The sequence below is a fragment of the Aeromonas sp. SG16 genome (genome assembly GCF_024436135.1).
GTDB classification, from domain to species: domain Bacteria; phylum Pseudomonadota; class Gammaproteobacteria; order Enterobacterales; family Aeromonadaceae; genus Aeromonas; species Aeromonas jandaei.
In genome coordinates this window covers 213,512-234,021 of the sequence record NZ_JANFNW010000005.1, presented here as the reverse complement: position 1 = coordinate 234,021, position 20,510 = coordinate 213,512, and the positions used below count along the sequence as shown (strand labels likewise).

The following is a 20,510-nucleotide window of genomic DNA, read 5'->3' as shown; positions in this document are numbered from 1 at the left end:
ATCAACATGTTCCATCTAGAAGTGAATCAATTGCACAAATCCTATGGCGACACCAGAGTGTTCGAGGGGATCGAATTCGGTATCCGCAAGGGGGAGCTGGTGACCCTGCTCGGCCCCTCCGGCTGTGGCAAGTCCACCCTGCTGCGGGCGCTGGCCGGGCTCACTCCGGTGGATGGCGGTCAGGTGCGGGTGGCCGGTGAAGATATCACCTGGCAGGAGCCCCAGAAGCGCGGCATCGGCATGGTGTTCCAGAGCTATGCGCTCTTCCCCAACATGACGGTGTGGGACAACGTTGCCTTCGGCCTCAAGATGAAACCCCAGCCGGGACGGGATCTCGCCGCCAGCGTGCAGGAGGCGCTAGCGCTGGTGGAGCTGACCGGTTTCGAGCGCCGCTATCCGGCCGAACTCTCCGGCGGCCAGCGCCAGCGGGTGGCACTGGCCCGGGCGTTGGTGGTGCAGCCGCGGATCCTGCTGCTGGACGAGCCGCTCTCGGCGCTGGATGCCCGTATCCGCCGCAGCCTGCGCCAGCAGATCCGCGAGATCCAGCAGCGCCTTGAGCTCACTACCATCTTCGTGACCCACGATCAGGAGGAGGCGCTGACCATGTCGGACAGGATCTTCCTGATGAACAAGGGATCCATCGTCCAGAGTGGTACGCCGGAGGAGATCTATACCCGTCCCGCCAGCGAGTTTGTGGCGAGCTTTATCGGCAACTACAACCTGCTTGGCGCAGAGCAGGGCAAGTCGCTGTTTGGCCCCCGTTTTCAGGGCAAGCTGGCGCTGCGACCCGAGTCCCTCTCCCTGCTGCCGGCTGGTGCTCACAGCGACGAACCGAACCTGCCGGGGGTGATCAGCGGGCAACAGCTGCTCGGCAACGTGATCCGCTATCAGGTGACCTGCGAGGCAGGTGTGCTGACGGTAGATTGCCTCAACCGCTCGGCCCGCGAGCTGCTGCCGGTGGGGCGCGCCGTGACGCTGGTGGTGGCCCGGGATCAGCTCTGTGAGGTAGCATGAGGCGGCATTTCATTTCCATTTTCACTGCGAGGAGCGCCCATGGCACTGGCACTGTTTGATCTGGACGAGACCCTGATTGCCGGGGATTCCGCCAGCCTCTGGCTGGAGTACATGGTGGCCGAGGAGCTGGCCCCCGCCAGCATGATCGCCGAGGAGCAGGGGATGATGTCCCTCTACCATCAGGGCAAGATGGACATGCACCAGTACATGGCCTTCACCCTGCAACCACTGGCGGGCAAGACGCGCCAGTGGCTCGATTCGCTCTGTAGCCGCTTTGCCGAGCAGGTGCTGCGCGAGCGTATCTACCCAGAGGGGTTGGCACGTATCGAGTGGCACCGCCAGCGTGGCGACGAGCTGGTGCTCATCTCCGCCTCCGGCGAACATCTGGTGGCCCCCATGGCGCGGATGCTGGGGATGGAGCACTGTGTCGCCATCCTGCTTGATGAAGAGTCCGGCATGCTGACCGGCCAGACCCGCGGCACCCTCAGTTTTCGCGACGGCAAGGTGGCCCGCATCAACCAGCTCTTTGCCGGGCGGGAACCGCTCTGGCAGGGAAGCTTTGGTTACAGCGACTCCCACAACGATCTGCCCATGCTGCGTGCGGTGAGCCATCCCCATGCGGTCAATCCGGCCCCCGCGCTGCGCCAGCAGGCCGAGGAGCTGGGCTGGCCTGTGCTGGAGTGGCAGCGCCAGCTTTGAGTGCCGGTTGGTGGTGATGAAAAGGTGCTGATGAAAAAAGAGAGAGGCCGGAAGGCCTCTCTCTTTTTATCTGAGCGCAGCTGTTGGCTGTCATGCCTCGTTGGCGCGTAGCGGCTCCTCATCAGACGCTTTGTCCGCGGGACGCGGTTCATCCGGCTGCGCTGTCTGCTCGCCATTTTGCGGGAAGCAGATGCGGTTTTTCCCCTCCCGCTTGGCGCGATAAACGGCGTTGTCTGCCAGCTCAATCAGATCTTTGCCAGACATACCGGGTTTGCTGAAGGCGACGCCGCCGCTGATGGTGATGGTGAGATTGGCCTCGCGCCACTCCAGCTGCTCCACCCCGATCCGGAAGGTCTCCAGCAGGGAGGGGAGCATGGGTTGATCCTCGCCGTAGCGGAAGATGAGCACCAGCTCCTCGCCACCATAGCGGCAGAACCAGCCCCAGTCGTGGAACAGCCGCATGCCGAGTTTGCCCACCCGCTTGAGCACCACGTCACCGGTCTGGTGGCCGAAGGTGTCGTTGACCCGTTTGAAGTTGTCGAGATCGAACATCACCAGCCCGAAGGGGTGGCCCTGCTTGATCTGCTGTTGCAGACACTCGTCGAAGAAGCGGCGGTTGTAGAGGCCGGTGAGCTTGTCCTGATTGGCTTGCAGCCGGATCTGGGCGAAGTCCTGGCTGGCGGCATCCATCTCTTCGTAGACCTTGGCCAGCTCCAGCATGCGGCGGCCGTTGTAGGCGATACCGCCGGAGCGGCTGGCCCGGATCAGCAGGGTGATCTCGCCCAGCATGCGGCGGAAGTAGCGTGACCAGAGCATGGCGAGCAGCAGATAGAGTACGCAGGCAACGCCGATCATCAGCTGCACGTTGACGGAGACGCTGTCTATCACCCGTTCCATGCTGGCGGTAGGCTCGACGCTGAGCAGGACCCAGCGCTGCTCGGGAATGCGGTTGTAGGCGACCATCTGGCCGCTTGCCTCATCGAGGAAGAAGCCCTGATCGCCCTTCATCCGTGTCAGCCATGTAGGGTCGGCCAGCGGCTTGAAGACGCGGGCGCGATCCGGGTGAGCCAGCACCAGACCTTCGTGGTTGATCAGCATCTGATAACCCCGCCCGTCGTGATAATCCACACCGCGTTTGTTGTTGAGCCAGCTGGCGAGCGGAGTGAGCTGGGTATCGAGGGAGAGCACACCGACCCGTTTGCCGTCCGGGGTCAGGATGACCCGGGCCAGCGCCATGGTGAGGGTGCCGAGGGTGTAGTCGTAGTAGGGGTCGGTAAAGACAATCTGGCCGGGGTGGCTGGCCGCCAGCTTGTACCAGGGGCGAACCCGGGGATCGAACCTTTCGTCAGCCTGCCATGCAGGGTGGATCAGCATCTTGCGATACTCGGTGCCGACATAGACATAGTCGAGCTCCATCACCTTGTGATAGGCCCGCCACGACTGCAGATAGTGCTCGCCGTTGCGAATGGTCGGCTCAATGAAGTCCTGATAATTTACCTGCTGGTAAATCAGCGTAAACTGGCGTTTGAGCGTCTCCAGATAGGGTTCGAGCAGGGTGTGCAGATATTGGGTATTGCGGGCCACCAGGTTTTGTTCCTGCTCGTTGCGCAGGGTGCGCTCCATATGCAGGTAGTAGATGCTGCCCAGCAGCAAAACAGGGATAAAGAGCAGGAGGAGGCCCAACCGCATGCGGGAGATTAATGACCACGTATTCCTGGACGTACCGCGGGGCATGAAAAAGTCCTTTTTAACTCGTGTGAGACCAGCATATATGATGCCGCTCTGCTCGTCTAAAGGCAGAAAGTGAGAATTTGCTGATGCTCAATCATTCTCTGCTCTGCCATCTCCATGACGGCAGTATTATTCTGCTGCTGCTCGCCCTGTGCATCGAATACCTCATTTTTCGCCGAGGGCTCAACATGGTGCGGGTGCGCCGTCTGCTGGTGGTGGACGGGGTTTCGGCTCTGGCCCTGTTCGGCATCTTTGCCACCGGTTGTCTGCTGGCGCTCGAACATGCCGGCTCGCTGGCGGCTCTCTTTGCCCACCCGGCTCACGGCATGCAGACCCTGCTCTTTCTGGTGATCGTCGGGTCGCTCGATTACCCCAGCCGTCTCTTCTACCGCTGGCGCCGCTCCCTGCGGTTGGGGCGCGCGCCAATGATCTCCATCCAGCAGCAATTCCGGGTGATCTGGATCCTGCGTGGCAACATGTTGCTGGTGCTGATCTTCGCCCTGCTGGTAAAACATCCACTGCCATAAAGACAAGAGGGTGGGGAGACGGGTATCTTGGATCAGATAACCCGCAAAACGCTGATTTAAGGATGAATCATCATGCGTTCCAATCTGATGTTGCTGATGGCTGCCACCATCTGGGGCATGGGCTTTGTCGCCCAGCGTCTCGGGATGGATCATATGGGGCCATACACCTTCAATGGCCTGCGCTTTCTGCTCGGCGCCTTCTCTCTGCTGCCGCTGCTCTGGTGGCTCAAATCCCGACAACCTGTTGCCGTCACGGGCGATCATCGCCAGCTGCTGACCGGTGGTGTGCTGGCCGGACTGGTGCTGTTCTGTGCCGCCTCCCTGCAACAGGTGGGGCTGCTCTACACTACGGCCGCCAAGGCGGGTTTTATCACCGGCCTCTACATCATTCTGGTACCTGTGCTGGGTTTGCTGTTGCACCACAAGACCGGCACCAACACCTGGATTGGCGCCCTTATTGCGCTGGCCGGTCTTTATGTACTGAGCGTGACGGATGACTTTTCCATCGGCTTTGGCGATCTGCTGCAGGTGATTGGAGCCCTGTTCTGGGCGATCCATCTGCTGCTGGTTGATCACTACTCCAACCGGGTGGCCCCCATCAAGCTGGCTTGCGTGCAGTTTGTTGTGTGCGGTCTGCTCAGCCTCGTGACCGCCTTTATCATCGAGACGCCGACGGTGGCCGGGGCGGTTGCCGGTTGGCAGGCGCTGCTCTACGCCGGTCTGGTCTCGGTGGGGGTTGGCTATACCCTGCAGGTGCTGGGGCAGCGCGGTGCTCATCCTGCCCATGCCGCCATCATTCTCAGTCTGGAGACAGTCTTCGCCGCCGTGGGTGGCGTGTTGCTGCTGGATGAGACGCTGGATGAGCAGACGGTGGCGGGCTGTTCGCTGATGCTGGCGGGGATGCTGATCTCCCAGATCCGGTTGCGCTGGTGGTGGAAGTCGCGCCGCGACAAGGTGCCGCTGGCCAAGTAAACCGCGCTCTGCCTGCATAACAAAAACGCCCCGACAGTCGGGGCGTTTTGCATGGTGGCTGTTCGGTCAGGGGCGCTGATCCAGCTCGCGTTCCAGCTCCATGGCCTTCTGGCGAGCCGGATGGGTATTGAGGCGCTGCCAGTAGGCTTGCAGGTGCGGGAAGTGGGCCAGCTGGCCGCTTTGTGCCAGTAGATCCACCAGGAAGGAGTTCATGATGTCGGCGCCGGAGAGGCGATCCCCCACCAGATAGTGGCGATTTGCCATCACATCGTTGAGGTAGCCCAGCACCTTGGCAGACTCCGCCTTGGCATAGTCCGGCAGGAAGCGCATCGGGCTGCCATCCTTGCGCACAAACATATCCAGCAGCAGTGGCAGGATGCCCGAGCTCTCGGCGAAGTGGAGCCACTGCAGATATTCGGCATACTCCGGGCTGTCGGTGGCCGGTGCCAGCCGTTCCGGATCGTGGCGGGCAATCAGGTACTCGGTGATGGCGCCCGATTCCGCCAGTACCCGGCCATCGAACTCGATGACCGGCGACTTGCCGAGGGGGTGAATGGCTTTTAGCTCGGGCGGCGCCAGAAAGGTGGTGGCATCGCGCTGATACGCCTTGATCTCATAGGGCTGGCCCAGCTCTTCGAGCAGCCAGATGATGCGTTGGGAGCGGGATTTGTTCAGGTGGTGCAGGACTATCATAACGACCTCGATTCGGTGGCAGGGTGGGGTATACGAGCGGGCGAGGGGGGCGGTTCACTGGCAGTAAAAAAAGAGCGGGCTGATGCCCGCTCGCTCAATACCTGACTTATGCCTCCAGCGCCTGATCCAGATCCGCCAGAATGTCCTCGATCGCCTCGATCCCGACCGACAGCCGGATCATCTCGGGTTTCACCCCAGCCTTGGCCTGCTCCTCCTCGCTCAGCTGGCGATGAGTGGTGGAGGCGGGGTGGCAGGCCAGCGACTTGGCATCGCCGATATTGACCAGCCGCTTGAAGATCTTGAGCGCATCGTAGAAGCGCACGCCTGCGTCATAACCCTCCTTCAGGCCGAACGAGAGGATGGCCGAGGGGCGACCGGCCATGTACTTCTCTGCCAGCAGATAGTGCGGGTGACCCGGCAGACCGGCGTAGCTGACCCAGGCCACCTTGGGGTGATGCTTGAGGTGGTTGGCGACCCGCAGGGCGTTGTCGACGTGGCGCTCCATGCGCAGGCTCAGGGTCTCCAGCCCCTGCAGCAGCAGGAAGGCGTTCATCGGCGCCAGCGCTGCGCCGGTATTGCGCAGCGGCACGGTACGCACTCGCCCGATAAAGGCGGCCGGGCCAAAGGCCTCGGTATAGACCACTCCGTGGTAGGAGGGCTCGGGTTTGGTCAGCTGAGGGAAGCGCTCGGCGTGATCCGCCCAGGGGAACTTGCCCGAGTCGACGATGACGCCACCCAGCGAGTTGCCGTGGCCGCCGACATATTTGGTCAGGCTGTGTACGACTATGTCAGCGCCGTGTTCGATGGGCTTGCAGAGTACCGGGGTGGCGACCGTGTTGTCGACGATGAGCGGCACACCACTGGCGTGGGCGGCCTTGGCCAGCGCGGCCAGATCGACGATGTTGCCCGCCGGGTTGCCGATGCTCTCGCAGTAGACCGCCTTGGTCTTGTCGTCGATGAGGGCGGCGATGGCTTCGGCGCTGTCATCCTTGGCAAAGCGCACCTCGACCCCGAAACTCGGCAGCATGTGGGCGAACAAGGTGTAGGTGCCACCATAGAGCTGGGGTGTGGAGACGATGTTGTCACCGGCTGCGGTCAGCGCCTGAATGGCATAGGTGATGGCGGCGGAACCTGCCGAGACCACCAGTGCGGCGATCCCCCCTTCCAGCGCGGCCATCCGCTGCTCCAGCACATCGTTGGTGGGGTTCATGATGCGGGTGTAGATATTGCCCGGCACCGCCAGATTGAACAGATCCGCCCCGTGCTGGGCGCTCTCGAATTCGTAAGCCACCGTCTGGTAGATGGGGACGGCAACGGCCTTGGTGGTGGGGTCGTTGGTAAAGCCGTGGTGCAGGGCCAGGGTCGCATCTTTCATCACACACTCCTTGTTGGATGTTGCTTATGGCAGTTATAGATGGATAGACGTCCAATCTATCAGGCCCGTGGCCGATGTAAACAGCAAGATCCGGCAAAGCAATTGCTCCCGCAGGGGGATGCGCATCCCGAGTGGCTGGCACGGCTCGCACTCAGAGACGGCGGCGATACTCCTTGTCGTCGATCTGGTTCATATCCCACTGCATCAGGCGGTTGAGCTGCTGCATGGGATCTTCGATAAGTGGCAGCGGGCACGGCAGGATCCGCTTGAAGTAACGGCGCAGGATCTGCTGGATCCGGTTCGGTTTGGGCTCGATGTGATGGTTCATGGTGAGGCTCCTTATGTTGTTGCTCAGCGTCATCGTCAGTATTGAGTTAAAATGCGGAAGTAAAAACTGATGACTTTTGAATGAAGGATTTCCTCTTTTATGCCGACAGGTCGCCTCTACCAGCAATTTCAACGGCTCGCCCAGCAGCTTGGCTGTGATGAGCGGGAGATCAGTCTCGCCGAGGTGGCGGAGCTGCTCTGCTGCACCCCGCGCAACGCCCGTCTGTTGCTGCGGCGGATGCAGGATCAGGGCTGGCTCAACTGGACAGCAGAAGCGGGGCGGGGGCGGCGCTCCCGGCTCACTCTGCTCGACAGTCAGGAGAGCCTGACCCGGCGCCGCTTGCGGGATCTGCTCAGTGAGGGCCAGCTGGCGCAGGCGGTGCGGCTGGCCGAAGATCGCCTCGATCTGCTCACCCCGCTGCTGCTCGAGCAGCTCGGTCAGGCCACCCGCGAGGGGCGCCAGATCCTGCGGGTGCCCTACTACCGGCCGCTGCCGCAGCTGCTGCCTACCGGCCCGATGCGTCGCTCTGAGGTGCATCTCAGCCGCCAGATCTTCAACGGCCTCAGCCGGCGAAATGAGGAAAATGGGGAAATCGAGGGCGATCTGGCTCACCACTGGGAACAGGTTGGCCCTTGTCACTGGCGCTTCTACCTGCGCCCGGCGGTGCGTTTTCACCACGGTCGAGAGCTGGTGGTGGAGGATGTGATGGAGAGTCTGCTGGCCCTGCGGGATCGCCCGCTGTTCGCCCATCTGGCGCGGCTGGAGAGCCCCTGGCCGCGAACTCTGGATCTCTATCTCGACAGCCCGGATCCTCTGCTGCCTGACCTGCTGGCCGAGCCGGTGGCGGCCATTTTGCCGCGCGAGCTCAAGGGGGAGGCGGGCTTTGCCTTGCAACCGGTGGGCACCGGCCCCTATCGGGTGATCGCCAACGACCCGCTGCAGCTGCGCCTCGCCGCCTTTGACGACTACTTCGGTCTGCGCGCCCTGCTCGACGAGATCGACATCTGGATGCTGCCGGAGCTGGCGGAGCGGCTGGAGAGCCACCTGCAGCTGGGGCGTGACAGCCCCGAGCTTGGCACCATGCGCGGCGAGTCGGAGCTCGAATCGGGCTGCTACTTCCTGCTGCAGGATGAGCGCTCCCGTGCCTTGCAGGATCCTGCCCTGCGCTACTGGATCATTCAGCTGCTCAGTCCGGTGGCCCTGATGGCACGGGTTGCCCCCGAGCTGCAACGGGGCTGGACCAGCGCCCTCGGCATGCTGCCCCACTGGCGCGAGACGCTGCCACCGCCGCAGCCCCGGCCACAGAGCCTGCCACAGCGACTGGTGCTCGCCTGCTTCAACCAGCATATCGAGTTCAACGAGTGTGCCGGTGCCATGGCCGATCTGCTCGGGTCGCAGGGAATTGAGCTGGAAGTGCGCACCCTTGATTACGGTCGCTGGGTGAGTGGCGAGGATGAGGATGTGGATCTCTGGCTTGGTACCCTCAACCTTGAACATGAGGGGCCTTTTGCCCCCTACGGCTGGTTGCAGGGCACTCCGCTGCTGCGCCGGGTGTGGGCCAGCCAGCTGCCGTTGTGGCAGGGGTTGACGCAGTGGCGCGCCAGCGGTGCCGAACCCGGCCCGCGCGCCCTGATGGCCCGGGTGCAGCAGCAGGGCTGGTTTGTGCCGTTGTTTCACCACTGGCTTGAGCTGGAGAGCCGTACCGGCGTGCACGGGGTGCGGATGACGGCGCTCGGCTGGTTCGATTTTCGCAGCGCCTGGCTGCGACCCGAGCTGGTTGGTCAGGCACAGGGCGATGGCGGGGAGCTTGAGTCCTGATGCGGGGCGCGTTAGCCTGAGCGCGGTTCAATGACAAGGAGTCACCAGCCATGCTGGAAATGCAGATCCAACCCCGCTTTCAGGAGACAGATGCCCTCGGTCACATCAACAATACGGTGCCGGCGGTCTGGTTTGAGTCGGCGCGGGATCCCCTGTTCCGGATCTTTTCGCCCGAGCTGGATGTGCATGACTGGCACCTGATCATCGCGGGCTACACGGTGCAGTTCAAACGGGAGCTGTTCTACGGCCAGCCGGTCACCATCAAGACCGGTGTGCGCCGCATTGGCAGCAGCTCCTTCACCATCTGGCAGGAAGCCTGGCAGCAGGGGGAGCTGGCCGTCACCGGCGAGACGACCCTGATCCATTTTGACTATCGGGCACGCCAATCCATCCCTCTGAGCGAGACTCACCGGGAGGGGCTGCGGGCCTGGTTGATAGAGAGTTAACCCGGGCCTTTCGGCCAACACACAGGACACATATGCGCAATACCGTGATCGCTCTGAGCCTCGGCTTGGGGCTGGGGCTCTGCTCCCTGCCGTCTCTGGCGGCAACTCTTGCCGAACAGTTCTCCTTGATGGAAAAGGGTGCCGCCAGTGCCCTCGATACCCGTCTCTTCAGCCACGACGGCGTCGACATCAAGGCCTGGGTCGATGGCGCCCCCGTCATCATCGCCGTGCCCATCATGAACGAGCTGGGCAAGCTGGAGGGGGAGAGCCGCTACTACTTCAAGGGGGGCAAGCTGTTCGGGGTCAAAGAGCCCGCCGCCCAGTTCGCCTTTGACGACAGCGGCAAGCTGACCCAATGGCTGGACGAAAAGGGTCAGCCAGCCGAGTTCGTCAGCAAGATGAGCATGCAGCAGCGTCAGGAGTGGCTCACCAAACGGGCCGCCGAGCTGAGCAAGCTCTTTGCTCCCGGCGCAGCCGAACAGAAGGCGGCCAAGGGCAGCGTCAAGCTCAAGGGGGCTGAGCTCGCCCACTGGCTCTGCAACGGCAAGCTGATGGAGCTGGCTGGTGGCGACAAGGTGATCTTCGAGCAGGAGAAGCTGAAGATTGGCGAGCAGGGGATCGCGGGCGATGTCTCCTTGCGTCAGGAGAAGGGTTGGCAGGAGCTGAGTCTCACGTGCGAGGTGCAGGGCAATCAGGTGACTCGCCTCACCTGGCAGCCGTTACCTGCGACCAACAAGCCGCAATAAGCGCACCACAACAAGGGGCCCATCGCGGGCCCCTTGTCATTGGCTTACTACTCCCCCAGCTTCATCCGGGTGAGCGCTTCGACCCGTCGCCACTGCTGTGGCTCGAACCAGCGGGCCAGCAGCTCCTGCTGCTGTTCGGTTCTGGCGGTGGCGGGTAACTGCCCCAGCTCGGCCAGATAGCCATTGAGCTGCTCCTTGAATTCCTGCCGATCCTGTTCGAGCTGATGCAGCCGATCTACCGCCTCCGGCCCCGCCTTCTCAAGCAACAGGGCATCCCTTCTGGCTGGCTCCATCTGCTCCAGCGCCTGCAGCTCGCCCAGCAGGCGGCCGTTGGCTTCGGCCTCCTGAAACCACCGGGGCTGCGCCGCCAGCCAGAGCTCCAGCTCGCTGGCCAACTCCTGCTTGTCGGCATCGCTTGCTTCAGCCAGTGCCTTGCGGCGCAGGGTCCACTGCTCCATCAGGCGATCTTCGGCAAACAGCTGATCCTGCTCGGCCGGGGTGAAGCTTTGCTGGCGCAGTTGCTCCCGCTCGTCGAAGAGAATTTGCAGGCTGGCGAGGGTGATATCGGTAGGTACGGTCAGACTGCTCTGGGCCGAGATAAAGGTGCGATAACGCTCCTGCAGCTCGTCGGCGGCCTCCTGCACGGGATCGTGGTGATGGTTGCTGGCAGCAGGTACGCCTTGCTGACGAGCCACCTGCGCAGTCGGTGCTGCCGGCCAGAGCAGCACGCCGCCGATCAGCAGGGCGATGGCGCTGGGGACGGCGAGCAGGGTGACGATCCTCATAGTCCCAGCTCCTTGAGGCGGTGAGCATGGTCGCGATAGAGGGTGACCGGGTCGGTTTCAAACAGGTGGTGGATGCCGAAGGACTGGTTCACCTCATCCAGATGGTTCATCCGGTAGTCGGTGCCGATCACCTTGCCGAGGTGGCTGCTGCAGACGCCGACCAGCCCGTCATTGGGCTCCTTGAAGAAGGTACCGGTCAGCGCCAGCGCCGGATCCACCGGATCCAGAATATTGGTCATGTTGCCGCGTCCGCTCCAGGAGAAGTAGTAGACGCCGTTGGTCGCCCGCATCGGCCCTTCGCCGCAATACTGGCTGGGCAGCCCTTCCGGATAGCGCTGGTTGAACTGGTTGGCTCCCTTGCTGGTGAGGGCATCGAGCGCGGCGACCGGATCCTGCGGCAGTTGACTTCCCCCCGAGAGGAGAGAGATGACGCCGGAGAGTGCGTGGGCAGCGGCGGCAGCCAGCTGCTCGGCGGCCGAGCCGGGCGCCGCATTGGTGCGCACCAGATCTGCGATGTCGGAGCCGTAGTTCACTCCGCCCACGCTGGTGGCAGAAGCGACCAGCTCGGGGGCGACCGATGCGACATAACGAATGGTGGGGCCGCCGTGGGAGTGGCCGATCAGGTTGACCTTCTCGGCGCCGGTGGCGGCCAGCAGCAGTTCAATCTGGGCGAGCAACTGCTCCCCCCGCTGCTCGGAGCTGGCGGTAGCCGATACCTGAGCCACGTAGACCTTGGCGCCATCGCGGCTCAGGGCCTGTGGAATGCCGTAGAAGTAGTCGACCCCGAGCAGCTTGTCGAAGCCGAACAGGCCGTGCACCAGCACTATGGGGTAGCGGGTCTGGGTATATCCGCTGGCGTGCGCCAGTATGGGCAGGGTGCAGAGCAGCACCAGAAGCCATCTCTTCATCATCAGCATCCTTGTCGATTTGTAAGGGGTTGTGAGGTGGGGCGGACTCCATGTTCGCCGGTGCCAGTATGGTGGCTGCTTGAGAAACGGGTTGTGAGGGGGATCGCAAGTTGGGATTCAAAAGAGGTTGTGGCCATCCCTGGCCAGCGGTTGAGGCGGGGAGGCGACCTTGTGATGCCTCCCCAACCAAACGGGAATCAGTGCCACATCACCAGCCGATACTGCTTCTTGCCCCGGCGCAGCAGCAGGTAGCGGCCGAACAGCCGATCAGCCGTCGTCAGCGGCTCATCCCGGCGGGTCTCGCCGTTGAGGCTGATGGCCCCTGCCGCCAGCAGCTCGCGGGCGATGCGCCTGGAGTTCGCCAGACCGCTCTCCACCAGCAAGGTCACCAGATCTGTTTCCCTCTCGATTCGGCAGCTTGGCATGCCATCCTGTGCCAGCTGGGCCAGATCGCTCTCGCCAAGGCGGGCCACCTCGCCGCTAAACAGCAGCTCGCTGATGCGCTGCGCTGCCGCCAGCGCCCCCTTGCCGTGCACCAGCTCGGTCAGCTCATCGGCCAGCACCTGCTGGGCCAGTTTGCGCCCTTGCCGCTTCGCATCCTCCGCCTCCAGCGCCTCAATCTCGGCCAGCGGCATAAAGCTGTAGTAGCGCAGGAAGCGGTAGACATCCTCGTCTGCGGTGCCGAGCCAGAACTGGTAGAAGGCGTAGGGCGAGGTGAGCGCCGGGTCGAGCCAGATAGCGCCGCCCTCGGTCTTGCCAAACTTGGTGCCGTCAGCCTTGGTGATGAGCGGCAGCGTCATGCCATAGACCTGGGCCTGATTGAGGCGGCGGGTGAGATCCATGCCGCTGGTGATGTTGCCCCACTGGTCGTTGCCGCCAATCTGCAGGGTGCAGCCGAGGCGCTGGTTGAGCACCGCGAAGTCCTGTGATTGCAGCAGGGCGTAGGAGAACTCGGTGAACGAGATACCCTGATCCGGGCGGGCCAGCCGCTGGCGCACCGATTCGCGGGCCAGCATGGCGTTGACCGAGAAGTGCTTACCTATGTCGCGCAGAAAATCGAGGGCGGACATCTGCCCCATCCAGTCGGCGTTGTTGACCAGCTGCGGCGCCGCCAGCCCTTCGCTCGCCGGCAGCAGCGCTTTTATCTGGGCCGACAGGCTGGCTACCCAGCCCTGAACCGTCTCGGCGCTGTTGAGGTTGCGCTCGGTCGCTTTGAAGCTGGGATCGCCGATAAGGCCGGTGGCACCGCCCACCAGCGCCACCGGGGTGTGGCCCGCCAGCTGGAAGCGGCGCAGCATCAGCAGTGGAACCAGATGGCCGATGTGCAGGCTGCCAGCGGTGGGATCGAACCCGCAGTAGACGGTGCGCGGGGTGGCAAGATGGTGGGCCAGCGCCGCCGGGTCGGAGTTCTGGGCCACCAGGCCGCGTCGGGTCAGCTCATCGAGCAGGTGGGGGTTGATCATGGGGTCTCCAACAGCAAGGGGAAAAGCCCACATCCTCGCCGCTCCGGCTCGCGCCGAATATGTCCCCCAGGGGACAGTTTTGCCACTCTCGTGCTAGCATCCGGCTATCGTGTGACCATCGCACAACCATAGCGGGAAGCCTGCCCGCCACCCGGAAGCCATCGCCATGAACCAGTGCCCATGATCCAGACTCTTGCCACAGATGCCCTGACCCGCAGCATGACCGAGGTGGTCGATGCCCTGCACGGCAGCGCCTTTCCGGCGGCACTGGTGCGCCTTATCCAGCAGCAGGTGGCGTTCGACTGTGCCCTGCTGCTCGGGGTGGGGCCGCGCCCCGTCTATCTCTACGACAACCTGCACCACCAGCGGGCGCTGCTGTTCGATCGCTACCTCACCCGCCACTTCAGCCAGGATCCCTTTATGCTGGCGCTGGAACAGGGTCTGGAGGCCGGGGTCTGGACGCTGGCGCAGGTCTCTCAAGGGCGGCTCGACCCCGAGTATCGCCACCACTTCTATCAGGCCACCGGCTGGCAGGAGGAGGTGGGGCTGATCCTGCCGGTGCGGGACGGCCTCACCCTGATGCTGTTTCTGGGGCGACTCGACAAGCGCAGCACCCTCAGCCGTGACGAGCTGGCCAGGCTGGAGGCGCTGTTTCCGCTGGTACATTCGCTGTGCCGCCAGCACTGGCGGGAGGGAGCCGCGTTGCTGGCACAGAGTCCGGTACTGCCGGGTGGCACCGATCTCAAGGCGACGGTGGAGCAGGCCATCGCCAGCGTGGGGGGCGCGAGCCTCACCCGCCGTGAACGCCAGGTGGCGGGATTGCTGTTGCAGGGGTTGGATACCGAGGCCATTGCCGGTGCGCTCGGTATCGGCAGCGGCACGGTGAAGAATCACCGCAAGCACCTCTACGCCAAGCTGCATCTGCGCTCGCGGGCCGAGTTGTTCCGCTTCTTCCTCAATCACCTCATTACGGCGCCTGCGGCTGTCAGCGAAGAGGGGTAACGGGAAATAAAGAGCCCGCCAGGTGGCGGGCTGCGGGGCTATTCGATGTGGGTCGGCTGGCTGTCGGCGCTGTGCGGGGGGTTAAGGTGTTCATAGCGGGCGATCAGCCGCTTGAACTCGTCCCCCTGTCTGACTTTGTCGAGCGCCTGCTGGATTCTGGCAACCTCGTTTTTGTCGGCCTGCGGGTTGAAGGCAAAGCAGTTGTCCTGCTCTTCCAGTACCGCCACGGTGACAAAATCATCGGGTTTGAAGCCCAGCTCTTTCAACTGGTGAAACAGCATCACCTCGTTGCCGGCTACCAGATCGGTACGGGCCATGATGAGCTGACGTACCACCTGATCCATCCGTTCCACCGACATCAGATTGAGCGGACTGACTCCCCGGTTGAGCAGCAGCTGTTCACCTACATCCGCCTGCATCACCCCAATCTGCAGCTTGGCGAGATCCGCCTTGCCGGTCACTTTGGGGGCATCCTTCTTGCGGCCGAGCAGCGCTACCCGGGAGTAGCTGATGGGGCAGACCCAGAGGAAGTGGGGATCCCGCTCTTTGGTGTGAGCCGTGGTGAAAAGAACCGCCTCCGGCTGTTGGGTCAGCAGATACCAGCCCCGTGCCCAGGGCATAAAATGGATCGGCTGAACAGGTTCGCCCAGCTCGCGCCAGATGAGAGGAAGCAGTTCGACAGCCATCCCCACCGGTTGGCCATTTTTGTCCTGCCCGTTGAGGGGCATGTTCTGCTCCGAGTAGTAGATAAAGGCATGGGCAGGGAGCGCGACAAGCAGGGCAAAACCGAGCAGAGCAGAGAGCAGACAACGCATGACACACTCCTTGTGCGGATAAGACCGTGATTAACTAACAGTCTATGTGGCCTTTGCCACAACTTCATGATCAGATTGCACGATATTGCCACCCGGTATGGCAGAAAGTAACAGGCCACCTTGCGGTGGCCTGTGGCATTACTTGAGCAGGGCTTCCATTTCGGCTTCTGCCTTGGCGCGGGCTTTGGCCTCTGCCTCTTTGGCGGCATCGGCTACGCTCTCGCCCGCCGTATGGTCAGCGGCACTCACCTGCTGCGTGGCGGTAGCAGCCGCGCTGCTGACCGCTTGCTTGACGGGTTCGACGACGGTCTTGGTCGCTGCCGGTGCTACGGTAGCCACTGCACTGCTGACGGCCTGTTTAGCGGGTTCGACAGCGGCCTTGGTTGCTGCCGGTGTTGCGGTCGCGACTGCGTTGCTGACTGCCTGTTTGACGGGTTCGACGACGGCTTTGGTTGCTGCCGGTGTTGCGGTTGCGACAGCACTGCTGACCGCCTGTTTGGCGGGCTCGACTGCGGCTTTGGTGGCTGCCGGTACTGCGGTAGCGACAGCGTTGCTGGCCGCCTGCTTGGCGGGCTCGACAGCGGCTTTAGTGGCTGCCGGTGCTGCAGTAGCGACTGCACTGCTCGCAGCCTGACTGGTTTGGGCTACCGCTGCTTTGGTTTCCTGAACGGTTGCGGTGGTGTTGGCGACAGCCTGTTTGGCCGGAACGACCGTGGTCGTGGCACTCTTGGCTGCACTGGTGGCGCCAGTGGTTGCGGCCTGGGTGGCTTGTCCGGTCAGCTTGCTGGTGGTGCCGCTGATCGCCTGCGTGGCGCTATTGGTCAGAGAGCCGGTGACGCTGCGGGTGGCGTTGCCGATCGCACTGCCCAGCGAGAAGGGGGCGGCGGCACTCGAGCTGGTACTGCTACCCGTCAGCGCATTGCCGGTGGTGGCAAGCGGCGTGGTTGCAGCCTGCCAGCCCTGCATGGCGGTTGGCCAGACCGGAGTAGTACCCGCCAGATTTTCGCCGAAGGTCTGGGTGGTGCCATCCCCTTTTTGCAGCAGCACGGACATCTGGTTGGTCTGCGAGTTCCAGACCATACCCGCCTGTTTGGCGATGTCGGGTACGGGGGCATACTCCGAGAGCACGTAGAAGAGCGGCCCCTCCTGCTGCAGCTTGTTGGCAGTCTTGAGCAGCTGCATGGTGGTGTCGTAATTGGGGCCAAGGATGGCAGTCATCCGATCCTTGACGAGAGGCTGTTCGAACAGGTTCGCCTCATTGGGATCGAAGCCGACCAGTGGCTTGAGCAGGGCCCACATCAACTGGCTGGTGGGGCTCATCATCAGCAGAGGGGCAACACAGGCGGACAACATCAGGCTCAGGCAGGCCGCCTTGAGCAACGGCATGATACGCATTGGGATAATATCCAAATAACGATTTGATAAATAAGGTTATATTTTGTCTTGAACGGACAAATTCACCGGAATTTGACGGCTGACGACAAGAGATAGTCAGCGGGCGCAGGCAGGCTACCATATTGGTTCCGGAATACCAGTCAGCCTTGCATTTGCCGGTAAAGTAAACACGCGGTATGGTCGCTCCCTATTGGCTGAGCTCACCGAAGTAAAGGAAGAGTCCATGAAAAATCGAGTTCTTTGGCTGCTGGCATCCTGCTGGCTGTTGCCCGTTCATGCAGCTACCGATACCAGGGTGGCAGGCGAGGGGAGCAGTACCCAGCTGGTATTGCCGCTCGGCTCCCTGCCGGAGCGGGTTTGCTGGTTTCAGGATCAGAAGTACTCGCAGGGCGCCCGAATTCTACAGGGGGATATCTGGCTGGAGTGTGGCCCGCAGAACGATCTGGAGAGCAATGGCCCGCTGGTCTGGCGTTCGGCGGCGACCGTATTGCCGGCGACCCGCGATGATCGACAACAAAAAACGATTTCGGTTGGTCAGTGACCCATTTCTTGATCCAGCTAAAGACAAGGGCGTGATCCCTGTCGCATAATGCAGCTCCTTCTTCTCATGGCTGGAACCTAAGAAATGGCTCGTCGCTCTTCCAATGCACAACGTCGTCGCAGTAGCTGGTGGTACAAACGCCTGTTGGCAAGGGAGCGGCAAGAGCGCGAAGCGCGTTCTGTCCGTGATTGATACAGAAGTGAAAAAACGGAGCCTTGGCTCCGTTTTTGTTATGTGTTGCCGTCAAATCCGGCCAGCTTTCCCCATTGCCAATGGCTTGATGCCACACATCCCCAAGGAGCAGATGCCGTGAAAGTCGAAGTTGTTCCCTACCGCCCCCAATGGCCAGCCCTCTTCCAGGCAGAAGCAGACCAACTGCGCAGCCTGCTGGATGAGTGTCTGCTCGCAGTGCACCATATCGGCAGTACCTCGGTCAGCGGGCTGGCGGCCAAGCCCATCATAGATATCCTGCTGGAGGTCTCCTCGCTGGAGCGGCTAGACCAGCAAAACGGTCTGCTGGAAGTCATGGGGTACGAAGCGATGGGAGAGTGCGGCATCTCGCGGCGTCGCTATTTTCGCAAAGGCGGCGATGAGAGGACGCACCAGATCCATGCCTTCTTGCAGGGGGATCCCCATGTCGTTCGTCATCTGGCTTTTCGTGATTATCTCAGGGCTCATCCTGCCATCTGCCGGGAGTATGCCGCTCTGAAAGAGACGGTTGCAGCGCAGTGTGAGAACCGGATCGAGCGCTATTGCGAGGGCAAGAATGACTTTGTGAAAGAGCACGAGGCGAGAGCGCTGAGCTGGCAGGTCAGCAGGCGATAGAAAGCCGGTGCCCTACCTCAGCCACGGCCCGGCGAATAAGTGGGCTGGGGGGATGTGCAAATCAGCCGGATATTGCATGATGGGGGTTTCGAGAAGGAGCCTCATATGCCGATTACCATCCGTCATGCCGAACCCGCCGATGCCCCCGCCTTGCGGGATCTTCATGCCATGCCCAATGCTCAGGCGGGCACCTTGCAACTGCCCTATCCAGCGCTGAGTGTTTGGCAACAGCGGCTGGAACAGAGTGGCGCGGTAGCGCTTGTTGCCGAGGTAGAGGGGCTGCTGGTTGGCCAGATAGTATTGCATGTGGAGCCCAATCCCAGACGGAAGCATGTGGCCGGGATTGGCATGGGAGTGCGGGATGACTGGGCTGGCAAGGGGGTTGGCTCTGCCCTGATGGCCGCGGCGCTGGATCTGGCCGATAACTGGCTCAACCTGCACCGGATCGAGCTGACGGTTTTTGTCGATAACGAAGCAGCGCTGGCGCTTTATCGCAAGTTCGGCTTTGTGGAGGAGGGGCGAGCTCGCGACTATGCCTTCCGCCAGGGGCGCTATGTGGATGTGTTCTATATGGCCAGAGTCGTGGGGGGCGCCAGTCGCTAACGATATGGTCGATTATCAGGCCAGATTGCGCCCGGTGATCCGGGCGCTGGAGCAGAATCCCGATCTCTCCATCGAAACGCTGGCAAGCAGTGCCTGCTTGTCTTTCTACCATTTTCACCGGGTGTTTACGGCTGTGGCGGGGGAGACGCCCGGGGAGATGTGTCGTCGTCTGCGCATCCAGCGGGCTGCTTGGCAGCTCTGCTATACCGATGCCAGTGTCACGGCCATTGCGTTGGGGGCGGGGCTCGCCAGCTCCCAGGCGTTTGCCAAGGTATTTCGCCGTTACTATGGTTGCACGCCGGGAGAGTTTCGCCGCGACAAGAGCAAGAATGGACACTTGATGAGCAAGGATGGACACGCATTTGTGAAGCCGAATCCTTATGCTGAGGGTCACTCATCTGCAAGGAGCAATACCATGAAAATCATCGAGATGGACGCCCGTACTCTGGCCTATATGCGTGTCACCGGCCCCTATGGCGAGGGGTATGACCCCGTCTGCAGCCAGCTGCATCAGTGGGCCAGCACCCGCGGTCTGGAAGGTGGGGAGTGGATCTTCATCTATCACGATAACCCCGAGGTGACTCCGCCAGCTCAGTGTCGCACTGACATCGGGGTGACGGTGCCTGCGGGGACGGTGGGGATGGGAGCGGTCGAGATCCAGCTTATTCCCGCCGGTTGTTACGCCCAGTCCCGTTATCTTATTACCGACCGCAGTCAGTATGGCCCTCGTTGGCAGGAGCATATCGGCGACATCGTTGCTGCCGGGCTGGAGTTTGGCAATGGTCCCTGCTTCGAGCTCTATCACAGCATGAGCGATGATCCTGTGCAGGACGATGTCAGCTTTTGCTCCAGCCTAAAGGGGTAGCGCAGCAAGACGGAAGGGATGGTACAGAACGTCGCGCAGAAACGAGAGAGCCGGACAGTGTCCGGCTCTTTTTATATCAGCGGGCGCTGATTAGCGCTGCAGGCTCTTCTGGGCGAACTTGGGTCTGGCATTCATGATCTGCTCCACCTGCTCGTCGCTCATCTTGCCACGTGACAGCCCCAGCACCTTGTAGGTGAGCAGCGGTCGGGCGGGCAGGGCGATCATCAGGGCGCGGATCTGGTTCTCGTCCTCTTTCTCGCGCGTCGGTTTGCCGTAGGCGTAAGTGAGGACGCCGGCATCCATCAGGTTTTTGACGGCGGGCTCGGTGATCGGCAGGTTTATGACGCTTTTGCGCTGCAGTACGAACTCGCGCAGCACTGCCTTCTCGTTGAAATCGAGGAAGCTGATCATCTGGGCCAGTTGATCCTGCTGGCGGCGTGCCTGCCACTCGTCACAGGCCCACTCCCAGGCGATCAGGAAGCCCTGACTGCAGAAGTAGGAGATGGCGATCAGCATGCCGACTCCCAGCCAGGCCGCGTGGGTCGTGGCCCACTGGCTGACGGCACCCTTCATCAGTCCGGCCGGAAACAGCAAAATGATGCTGCAACAGAGCAACAACCAGACCATCATCCAGTTGAGGCGGTTCAGTTGATAGAAATGTTGGATCCACCGTTTCATTGTTCATCCTTCCCAAACTGTTGTGGATAGTGAACTACCTACAGCAATCGGTGTGCCAACAGCGCAATAGCGGTGGAGAGGAGGGGCTGGCGAGGTTACATTCCCTTACAACTTATTGAATGAGTTGTCATTAATTTGCCTTGTGAGGCGGCGGTCGAGTTGGTAAAACGTCCCCTCAGTCATTGGGGAGTAGCAACCCGCCCGTATTCCGGGCCGGGCCCATGTCAACACTCTTGGATCCTCGTATCCATGGCATGGGCGGCGATAGGCACTATCGCTCT

Annotated in this window: 22 protein-coding genes and 1 riboswitch; of the genes, 12 read left to right on the top strand and 10 right to left on the bottom strand. The window is 62.1% G+C overall.

Going from position 1 to position 20,510, the window contains the following annotated elements:
• Positions 1-6: 6 nt before the first annotated feature.
• Positions 7-1,014, top strand: coding sequence for an ABC transporter ATP-binding protein (locus tag NOM67_RS14395; RefSeq protein ID WP_255938135.1), 1,008 nt, complete (start codon positions 7-9; stop codon positions 1,012-1,014).
• A 39-nt stretch (positions 1,015-1,053) separates the two neighbouring features.
• Positions 1,054-1,713, top strand: coding sequence for an HAD family phosphatase (locus tag NOM67_RS14390; protein ID WP_255938132.1), 660 nt, complete (start codon positions 1,054-1,056; stop codon positions 1,711-1,713).
• A 90-nt stretch (positions 1,714-1,803) separates the two neighbouring features.
• On the opposite strand, the gene NOM67_RS14385 is transcribed toward NOM67_RS14390, so the two are convergent.
• A complete protein-coding gene (locus NOM67_RS14385; RefSeq protein ID WP_255938129.1) occupies positions 1,804-3,402 on the bottom strand; it encodes a diguanylate cyclase in 1,599 nt (532 codons plus the stop codon).
• A 128-nt stretch (positions 3,403-3,530) separates the two neighbouring features.
• Here NOM67_RS14385 and NOM67_RS14380 point away from each other — a divergent pair, with 128 nt between their 5' ends.
• The gene (locus NOM67_RS14380; RefSeq protein ID WP_042030217.1) at positions 3,531-3,971 is read left to right on the top strand and encodes a DUF2214 family protein; all 441 of its coding nucleotides are present in this window, start codon (positions 3,531-3,533) and stop codon (positions 3,969-3,971) included.
• A 72-nt stretch (positions 3,972-4,043) separates the two neighbouring features.
• Entirely contained in the window at positions 4,044-4,943 is a 900-nt protein-coding gene (locus NOM67_RS14375) for a DMT family transporter (protein ID WP_139393931.1), read from the top strand.
• A gap of 66 nt (positions 4,944-5,009) precedes the next feature.
• Here the strand turns inward: NOM67_RS14375 and NOM67_RS14370 are convergent, their stop codons facing one another.
• The 3 genes from NOM67_RS14370 to NOM67_RS14360 all read right to left on the bottom strand — a co-directional run bounded on the left by NOM67_RS14370 (position 5,010) and on the right by NOM67_RS14360 (position 7,339).
• On the bottom strand, positions 5,010-5,636 hold the full coding sequence (locus tag NOM67_RS14370) for a glutathione S-transferase family protein (protein WP_255938124.1): 627 nt from the start codon (positions 5,634-5,636) through the stop codon (positions 5,010-5,012).
• 106 nt (positions 5,637-5,742) lie between these two features.
• The gene (locus tag NOM67_RS14365; RefSeq protein ID WP_255938121.1) at positions 5,743-7,011 is read right to left on the bottom strand and encodes an O-acetylhomoserine aminocarboxypropyltransferase/cysteine synthase family protein; all 1,269 of its coding nucleotides are present in this window, start codon (positions 7,009-7,011) and stop codon (positions 5,743-5,745) included.
• A gap of 151 nt (positions 7,012-7,162) precedes the next feature.
• Positions 7,163-7,339: a hypothetical protein gene (locus NOM67_RS14360; protein ID WP_215802310.1), complete on the bottom strand. Its 177-nt coding sequence runs from the start codon at positions 7,337-7,339 to the stop codon at positions 7,163-7,165.
• Between the two features lie 99 nt (positions 7,340-7,438).
• Here NOM67_RS14360 and sgrR point away from each other — a divergent pair, with 99 nt between their 5' ends.
• From sgrR to NOM67_RS14345, 3 genes are read left to right on the top strand one after another with little or no spacing between them, the layout of a single operon-like run.
• Entirely contained in the window at positions 7,439-9,157 is a 1,719-nt protein-coding gene (gene sgrR, locus NOM67_RS14355) for an HTH-type transcriptional regulator SgrR (protein ID WP_216995016.1), read from the top strand.
• 50 nt (positions 9,158-9,207) lie between these two features.
• Positions 9,208-9,603 (top strand): thioesterase family protein, encoded by a 396-nt coding sequence (locus NOM67_RS14350; protein ID WP_033115515.1) that lies wholly within the window; start codon positions 9,208-9,210, stop codon positions 9,601-9,603.
• A 32-nt stretch (positions 9,604-9,635) separates the two neighbouring features.
• Positions 9,636-10,349 (top strand): hypothetical protein, encoded by a 714-nt coding sequence (locus NOM67_RS14345; RefSeq protein WP_255938114.1) that lies wholly within the window; start codon positions 9,636-9,638, stop codon positions 10,347-10,349.
• Between the two features lie 47 nt (positions 10,350-10,396).
• Here NOM67_RS14345 and NOM67_RS14340 read toward each other — a convergent pair whose 3' ends face one another.
• The 3 genes from NOM67_RS14340 to tyrS form a co-directional block, all read right to left on the bottom strand.
• The gene (locus NOM67_RS14340; protein ID WP_255938111.1) at positions 10,397-11,134 is read right to left on the bottom strand and encodes a lipase secretion chaperone; all 738 of its coding nucleotides are present in this window, start codon (positions 11,132-11,134) and stop codon (positions 10,397-10,399) included.
• Positions 11,131-12,042: a triacylglycerol lipase gene (locus NOM67_RS14335; RefSeq protein WP_255938108.1), complete on the bottom strand. Its 912-nt coding sequence runs from the start codon at positions 12,040-12,042 to the stop codon at positions 11,131-11,133. Before NOM67_RS14335 ends, NOM67_RS14340 begins: the two co-directional genes overlap by 4 nt.
• 197 nt (positions 12,043-12,239) lie before the next feature.
• On the bottom strand, positions 12,240-13,505 hold the full coding sequence (tyrS, locus tag NOM67_RS14330; RefSeq protein WP_255938106.1) for a tyrosine--tRNA ligase: 1,266 nt from the start codon (positions 13,503-13,505) through the stop codon (positions 12,240-12,242).
• A 180-nt stretch (positions 13,506-13,685) separates the two neighbouring features.
• Here tyrS and NOM67_RS14325 point away from each other — a divergent pair, with 180 nt between their 5' ends.
• A complete protein-coding gene (locus NOM67_RS14325; RefSeq protein WP_255938104.1) occupies positions 13,686-14,507 on the top strand; it encodes a helix-turn-helix transcriptional regulator in 822 nt (273 codons plus the stop codon).
• A 38-nt stretch (positions 14,508-14,545) separates the two neighbouring features.
• On the opposite strand, the gene NOM67_RS14320 is transcribed toward NOM67_RS14325, so the two are convergent.
• Positions 14,546-15,322: an ABC transporter substrate-binding protein gene (locus tag NOM67_RS14320; RefSeq protein ID WP_255938102.1), complete on the bottom strand. Its 777-nt coding sequence runs from the start codon at positions 15,320-15,322 to the stop codon at positions 14,546-14,548.
• Positions 15,323-15,460: 138 nt separating this feature from the next.
• Entirely contained in the window at positions 15,461-16,717 is a 1,257-nt protein-coding gene (locus NOM67_RS14315; RefSeq protein ID WP_255938099.1) for a hypothetical protein, read from the bottom strand.
• Positions 16,718-16,940: 223 nt separating this feature from the next.
• Here NOM67_RS14315 and NOM67_RS14310 point away from each other — a divergent pair, with 223 nt between their 5' ends.
• From NOM67_RS14310 to NOM67_RS14295, 4 genes are all read left to right on the top strand, one after another.
• Positions 16,941-17,258, top strand: a complete 318-nt coding sequence (locus tag NOM67_RS14310; protein WP_052448098.1) for a DUF1496 domain-containing protein — start codon at positions 16,941-16,943, stop codon at positions 17,256-17,258.
• A 309-nt stretch (positions 17,259-17,567) separates the two neighbouring features.
• Positions 17,568-18,083 (top strand): GrpB family protein, encoded by a 516-nt coding sequence (locus NOM67_RS14305; protein WP_255938093.1) that lies wholly within the window; start codon positions 17,568-17,570, stop codon positions 18,081-18,083.
• 105 nt (positions 18,084-18,188) lie between these two features.
• Entirely contained in the window at positions 18,189-18,686 is a 498-nt protein-coding gene (locus NOM67_RS14300; RefSeq protein ID WP_255938090.1) for a GNAT family N-acetyltransferase, read from the top strand.
• A gap of 4 nt (positions 18,687-18,690) precedes the next feature.
• On the top strand, positions 18,691-19,551 hold the full coding sequence (locus NOM67_RS14295; protein WP_255938087.1) for a GyrI-like domain-containing protein: 861 nt from the start codon (positions 18,691-18,693) through the stop codon (positions 19,549-19,551).
• A 90-nt stretch (positions 19,552-19,641) separates the two neighbouring features.
• On the opposite strand, the gene NOM67_RS14290 is transcribed toward NOM67_RS14295, so the two are convergent.
• Complete coding sequence (locus tag NOM67_RS14290) at positions 19,642-20,229, bottom strand: superinfection exclusion B family protein (RefSeq protein WP_041210085.1); 588 nt, start codon at positions 20,227-20,229, stop codon at positions 19,642-19,644.
• A 172-nt stretch (positions 20,230-20,401) separates the two neighbouring features.
• Positions 20,402-20,508, top strand: a riboswitch (yybP-ykoY riboswitch).
• The last annotated feature ends 2 nt before the right edge of the window (positions 20,509-20,510 follow it).

What these genes read in the sequence shown, in the direction of transcription:
- NOM67_RS14370 (WP_255938124.1), bottom strand. Translation starts at nt 5,636, where the DNA reads ATGATAGTCCTGCACCACCTGAACAAATCCCGCTCCCAACGCATCATC.
- NOM67_RS14320 (WP_255938102.1), bottom strand. Translation starts at nt 15,322, where the DNA reads ATGCGTTGTCTGCTCTCTGCTCTGCTCGGTTTTGCCCTGCTTGTCGCG.
- NOM67_RS14375 (WP_139393931.1), top strand. Translation starts at nt 4,044, where the DNA reads ATGCGTTCCAATCTGATGTTGCTGATGGCTGCCACCATCTGGGGCATG.
- sgrR (WP_216995016.1), top strand. Translation starts at nt 7,439, where the DNA reads ATGCCGACAGGTCGCCTCTACCAGCAATTTCAACGGCTCGCCCAGCAG.
- NOM67_RS14310 (WP_052448098.1), top strand. Translation starts at nt 16,941, where the DNA reads ATGAAAAATCGAGTTCTTTGGCTGCTGGCATCCTGCTGGCTGTTGCCC.
- NOM67_RS14390 (WP_255938132.1), top strand. Translation starts at nt 1,054, where the DNA reads ATGGCACTGGCACTGTTTGATCTGGACGAGACCCTGATTGCCGGGGAT.
- NOM67_RS14340 (WP_255938111.1), bottom strand. Translation starts at nt 11,134, where the DNA reads ATGAGGATCGTCACCCTGCTCGCCGTCCCCAGCGCCATCGCCCTGCTG.
- tyrS (WP_255938106.1), bottom strand. Translation starts at nt 13,505, where the DNA reads ATGATCAACCCCCACCTGCTCGATGAGCTGACCCGACGCGGCCTGGTG.
- NOM67_RS14350 (WP_033115515.1), top strand. Translation starts at nt 9,208, where the DNA reads ATGCTGGAAATGCAGATCCAACCCCGCTTTCAGGAGACAGATGCCCTC.
- NOM67_RS14345 (WP_255938114.1), top strand. Translation starts at nt 9,636, where the DNA reads ATGCGCAATACCGTGATCGCTCTGAGCCTCGGCTTGGGGCTGGGGCTC.
- NOM67_RS14315 (WP_255938099.1), bottom strand. Translation starts at nt 16,717, where the DNA reads ATGCGTATCATGCCGTTGCTCAAGGCGGCCTGCCTGAGCCTGATGTTG.
- NOM67_RS14335 (WP_255938108.1), bottom strand. Translation starts at nt 12,042, where the DNA reads ATGAAGAGATGGCTTCTGGTGCTGCTCTGCACCCTGCCCATACTGGCG.
- NOM67_RS14395 (WP_255938135.1), top strand. Translation starts at nt 7, where the DNA reads ATGTTCCATCTAGAAGTGAATCAATTGCACAAATCCTATGGCGACACC.
- NOM67_RS14295 (WP_255938087.1), top strand. Translation starts at nt 18,691, where the DNA reads ATGGTCGATTATCAGGCCAGATTGCGCCCGGTGATCCGGGCGCTGGAG.
- NOM67_RS14365 (WP_255938121.1), bottom strand. Translation starts at nt 7,011, where the DNA reads ATGAAAGATGCGACCCTGGCCCTGCACCACGGCTTTACCAACGACCCC.
- NOM67_RS14380 (WP_042030217.1), top strand. Translation starts at nt 3,531, where the DNA reads ATGCTCAATCATTCTCTGCTCTGCCATCTCCATGACGGCAGTATTATT.
- NOM67_RS14325 (WP_255938104.1), top strand. Translation starts at nt 13,686, where the DNA reads ATGATCCAGACTCTTGCCACAGATGCCCTGACCCGCAGCATGACCGAG.
- NOM67_RS14290 (WP_041210085.1), bottom strand. Translation starts at nt 20,229, where the DNA reads ATGAAACGGTGGATCCAACATTTCTATCAACTGAACCGCCTCAACTGG.
- NOM67_RS14300 (WP_255938090.1), top strand. Translation starts at nt 18,189, where the DNA reads ATGCCGATTACCATCCGTCATGCCGAACCCGCCGATGCCCCCGCCTTG.
- NOM67_RS14385 (WP_255938129.1), bottom strand. Translation starts at nt 3,402, where the DNA reads ATGCGGTTGGGCCTCCTCCTGCTCTTTATCCCTGTTTTGCTGCTGGGC.
- NOM67_RS14360 (WP_215802310.1), bottom strand. Translation starts at nt 7,339, where the DNA reads ATGAACCATCACATCGAGCCCAAACCGAACCGGATCCAGCAGATCCTG.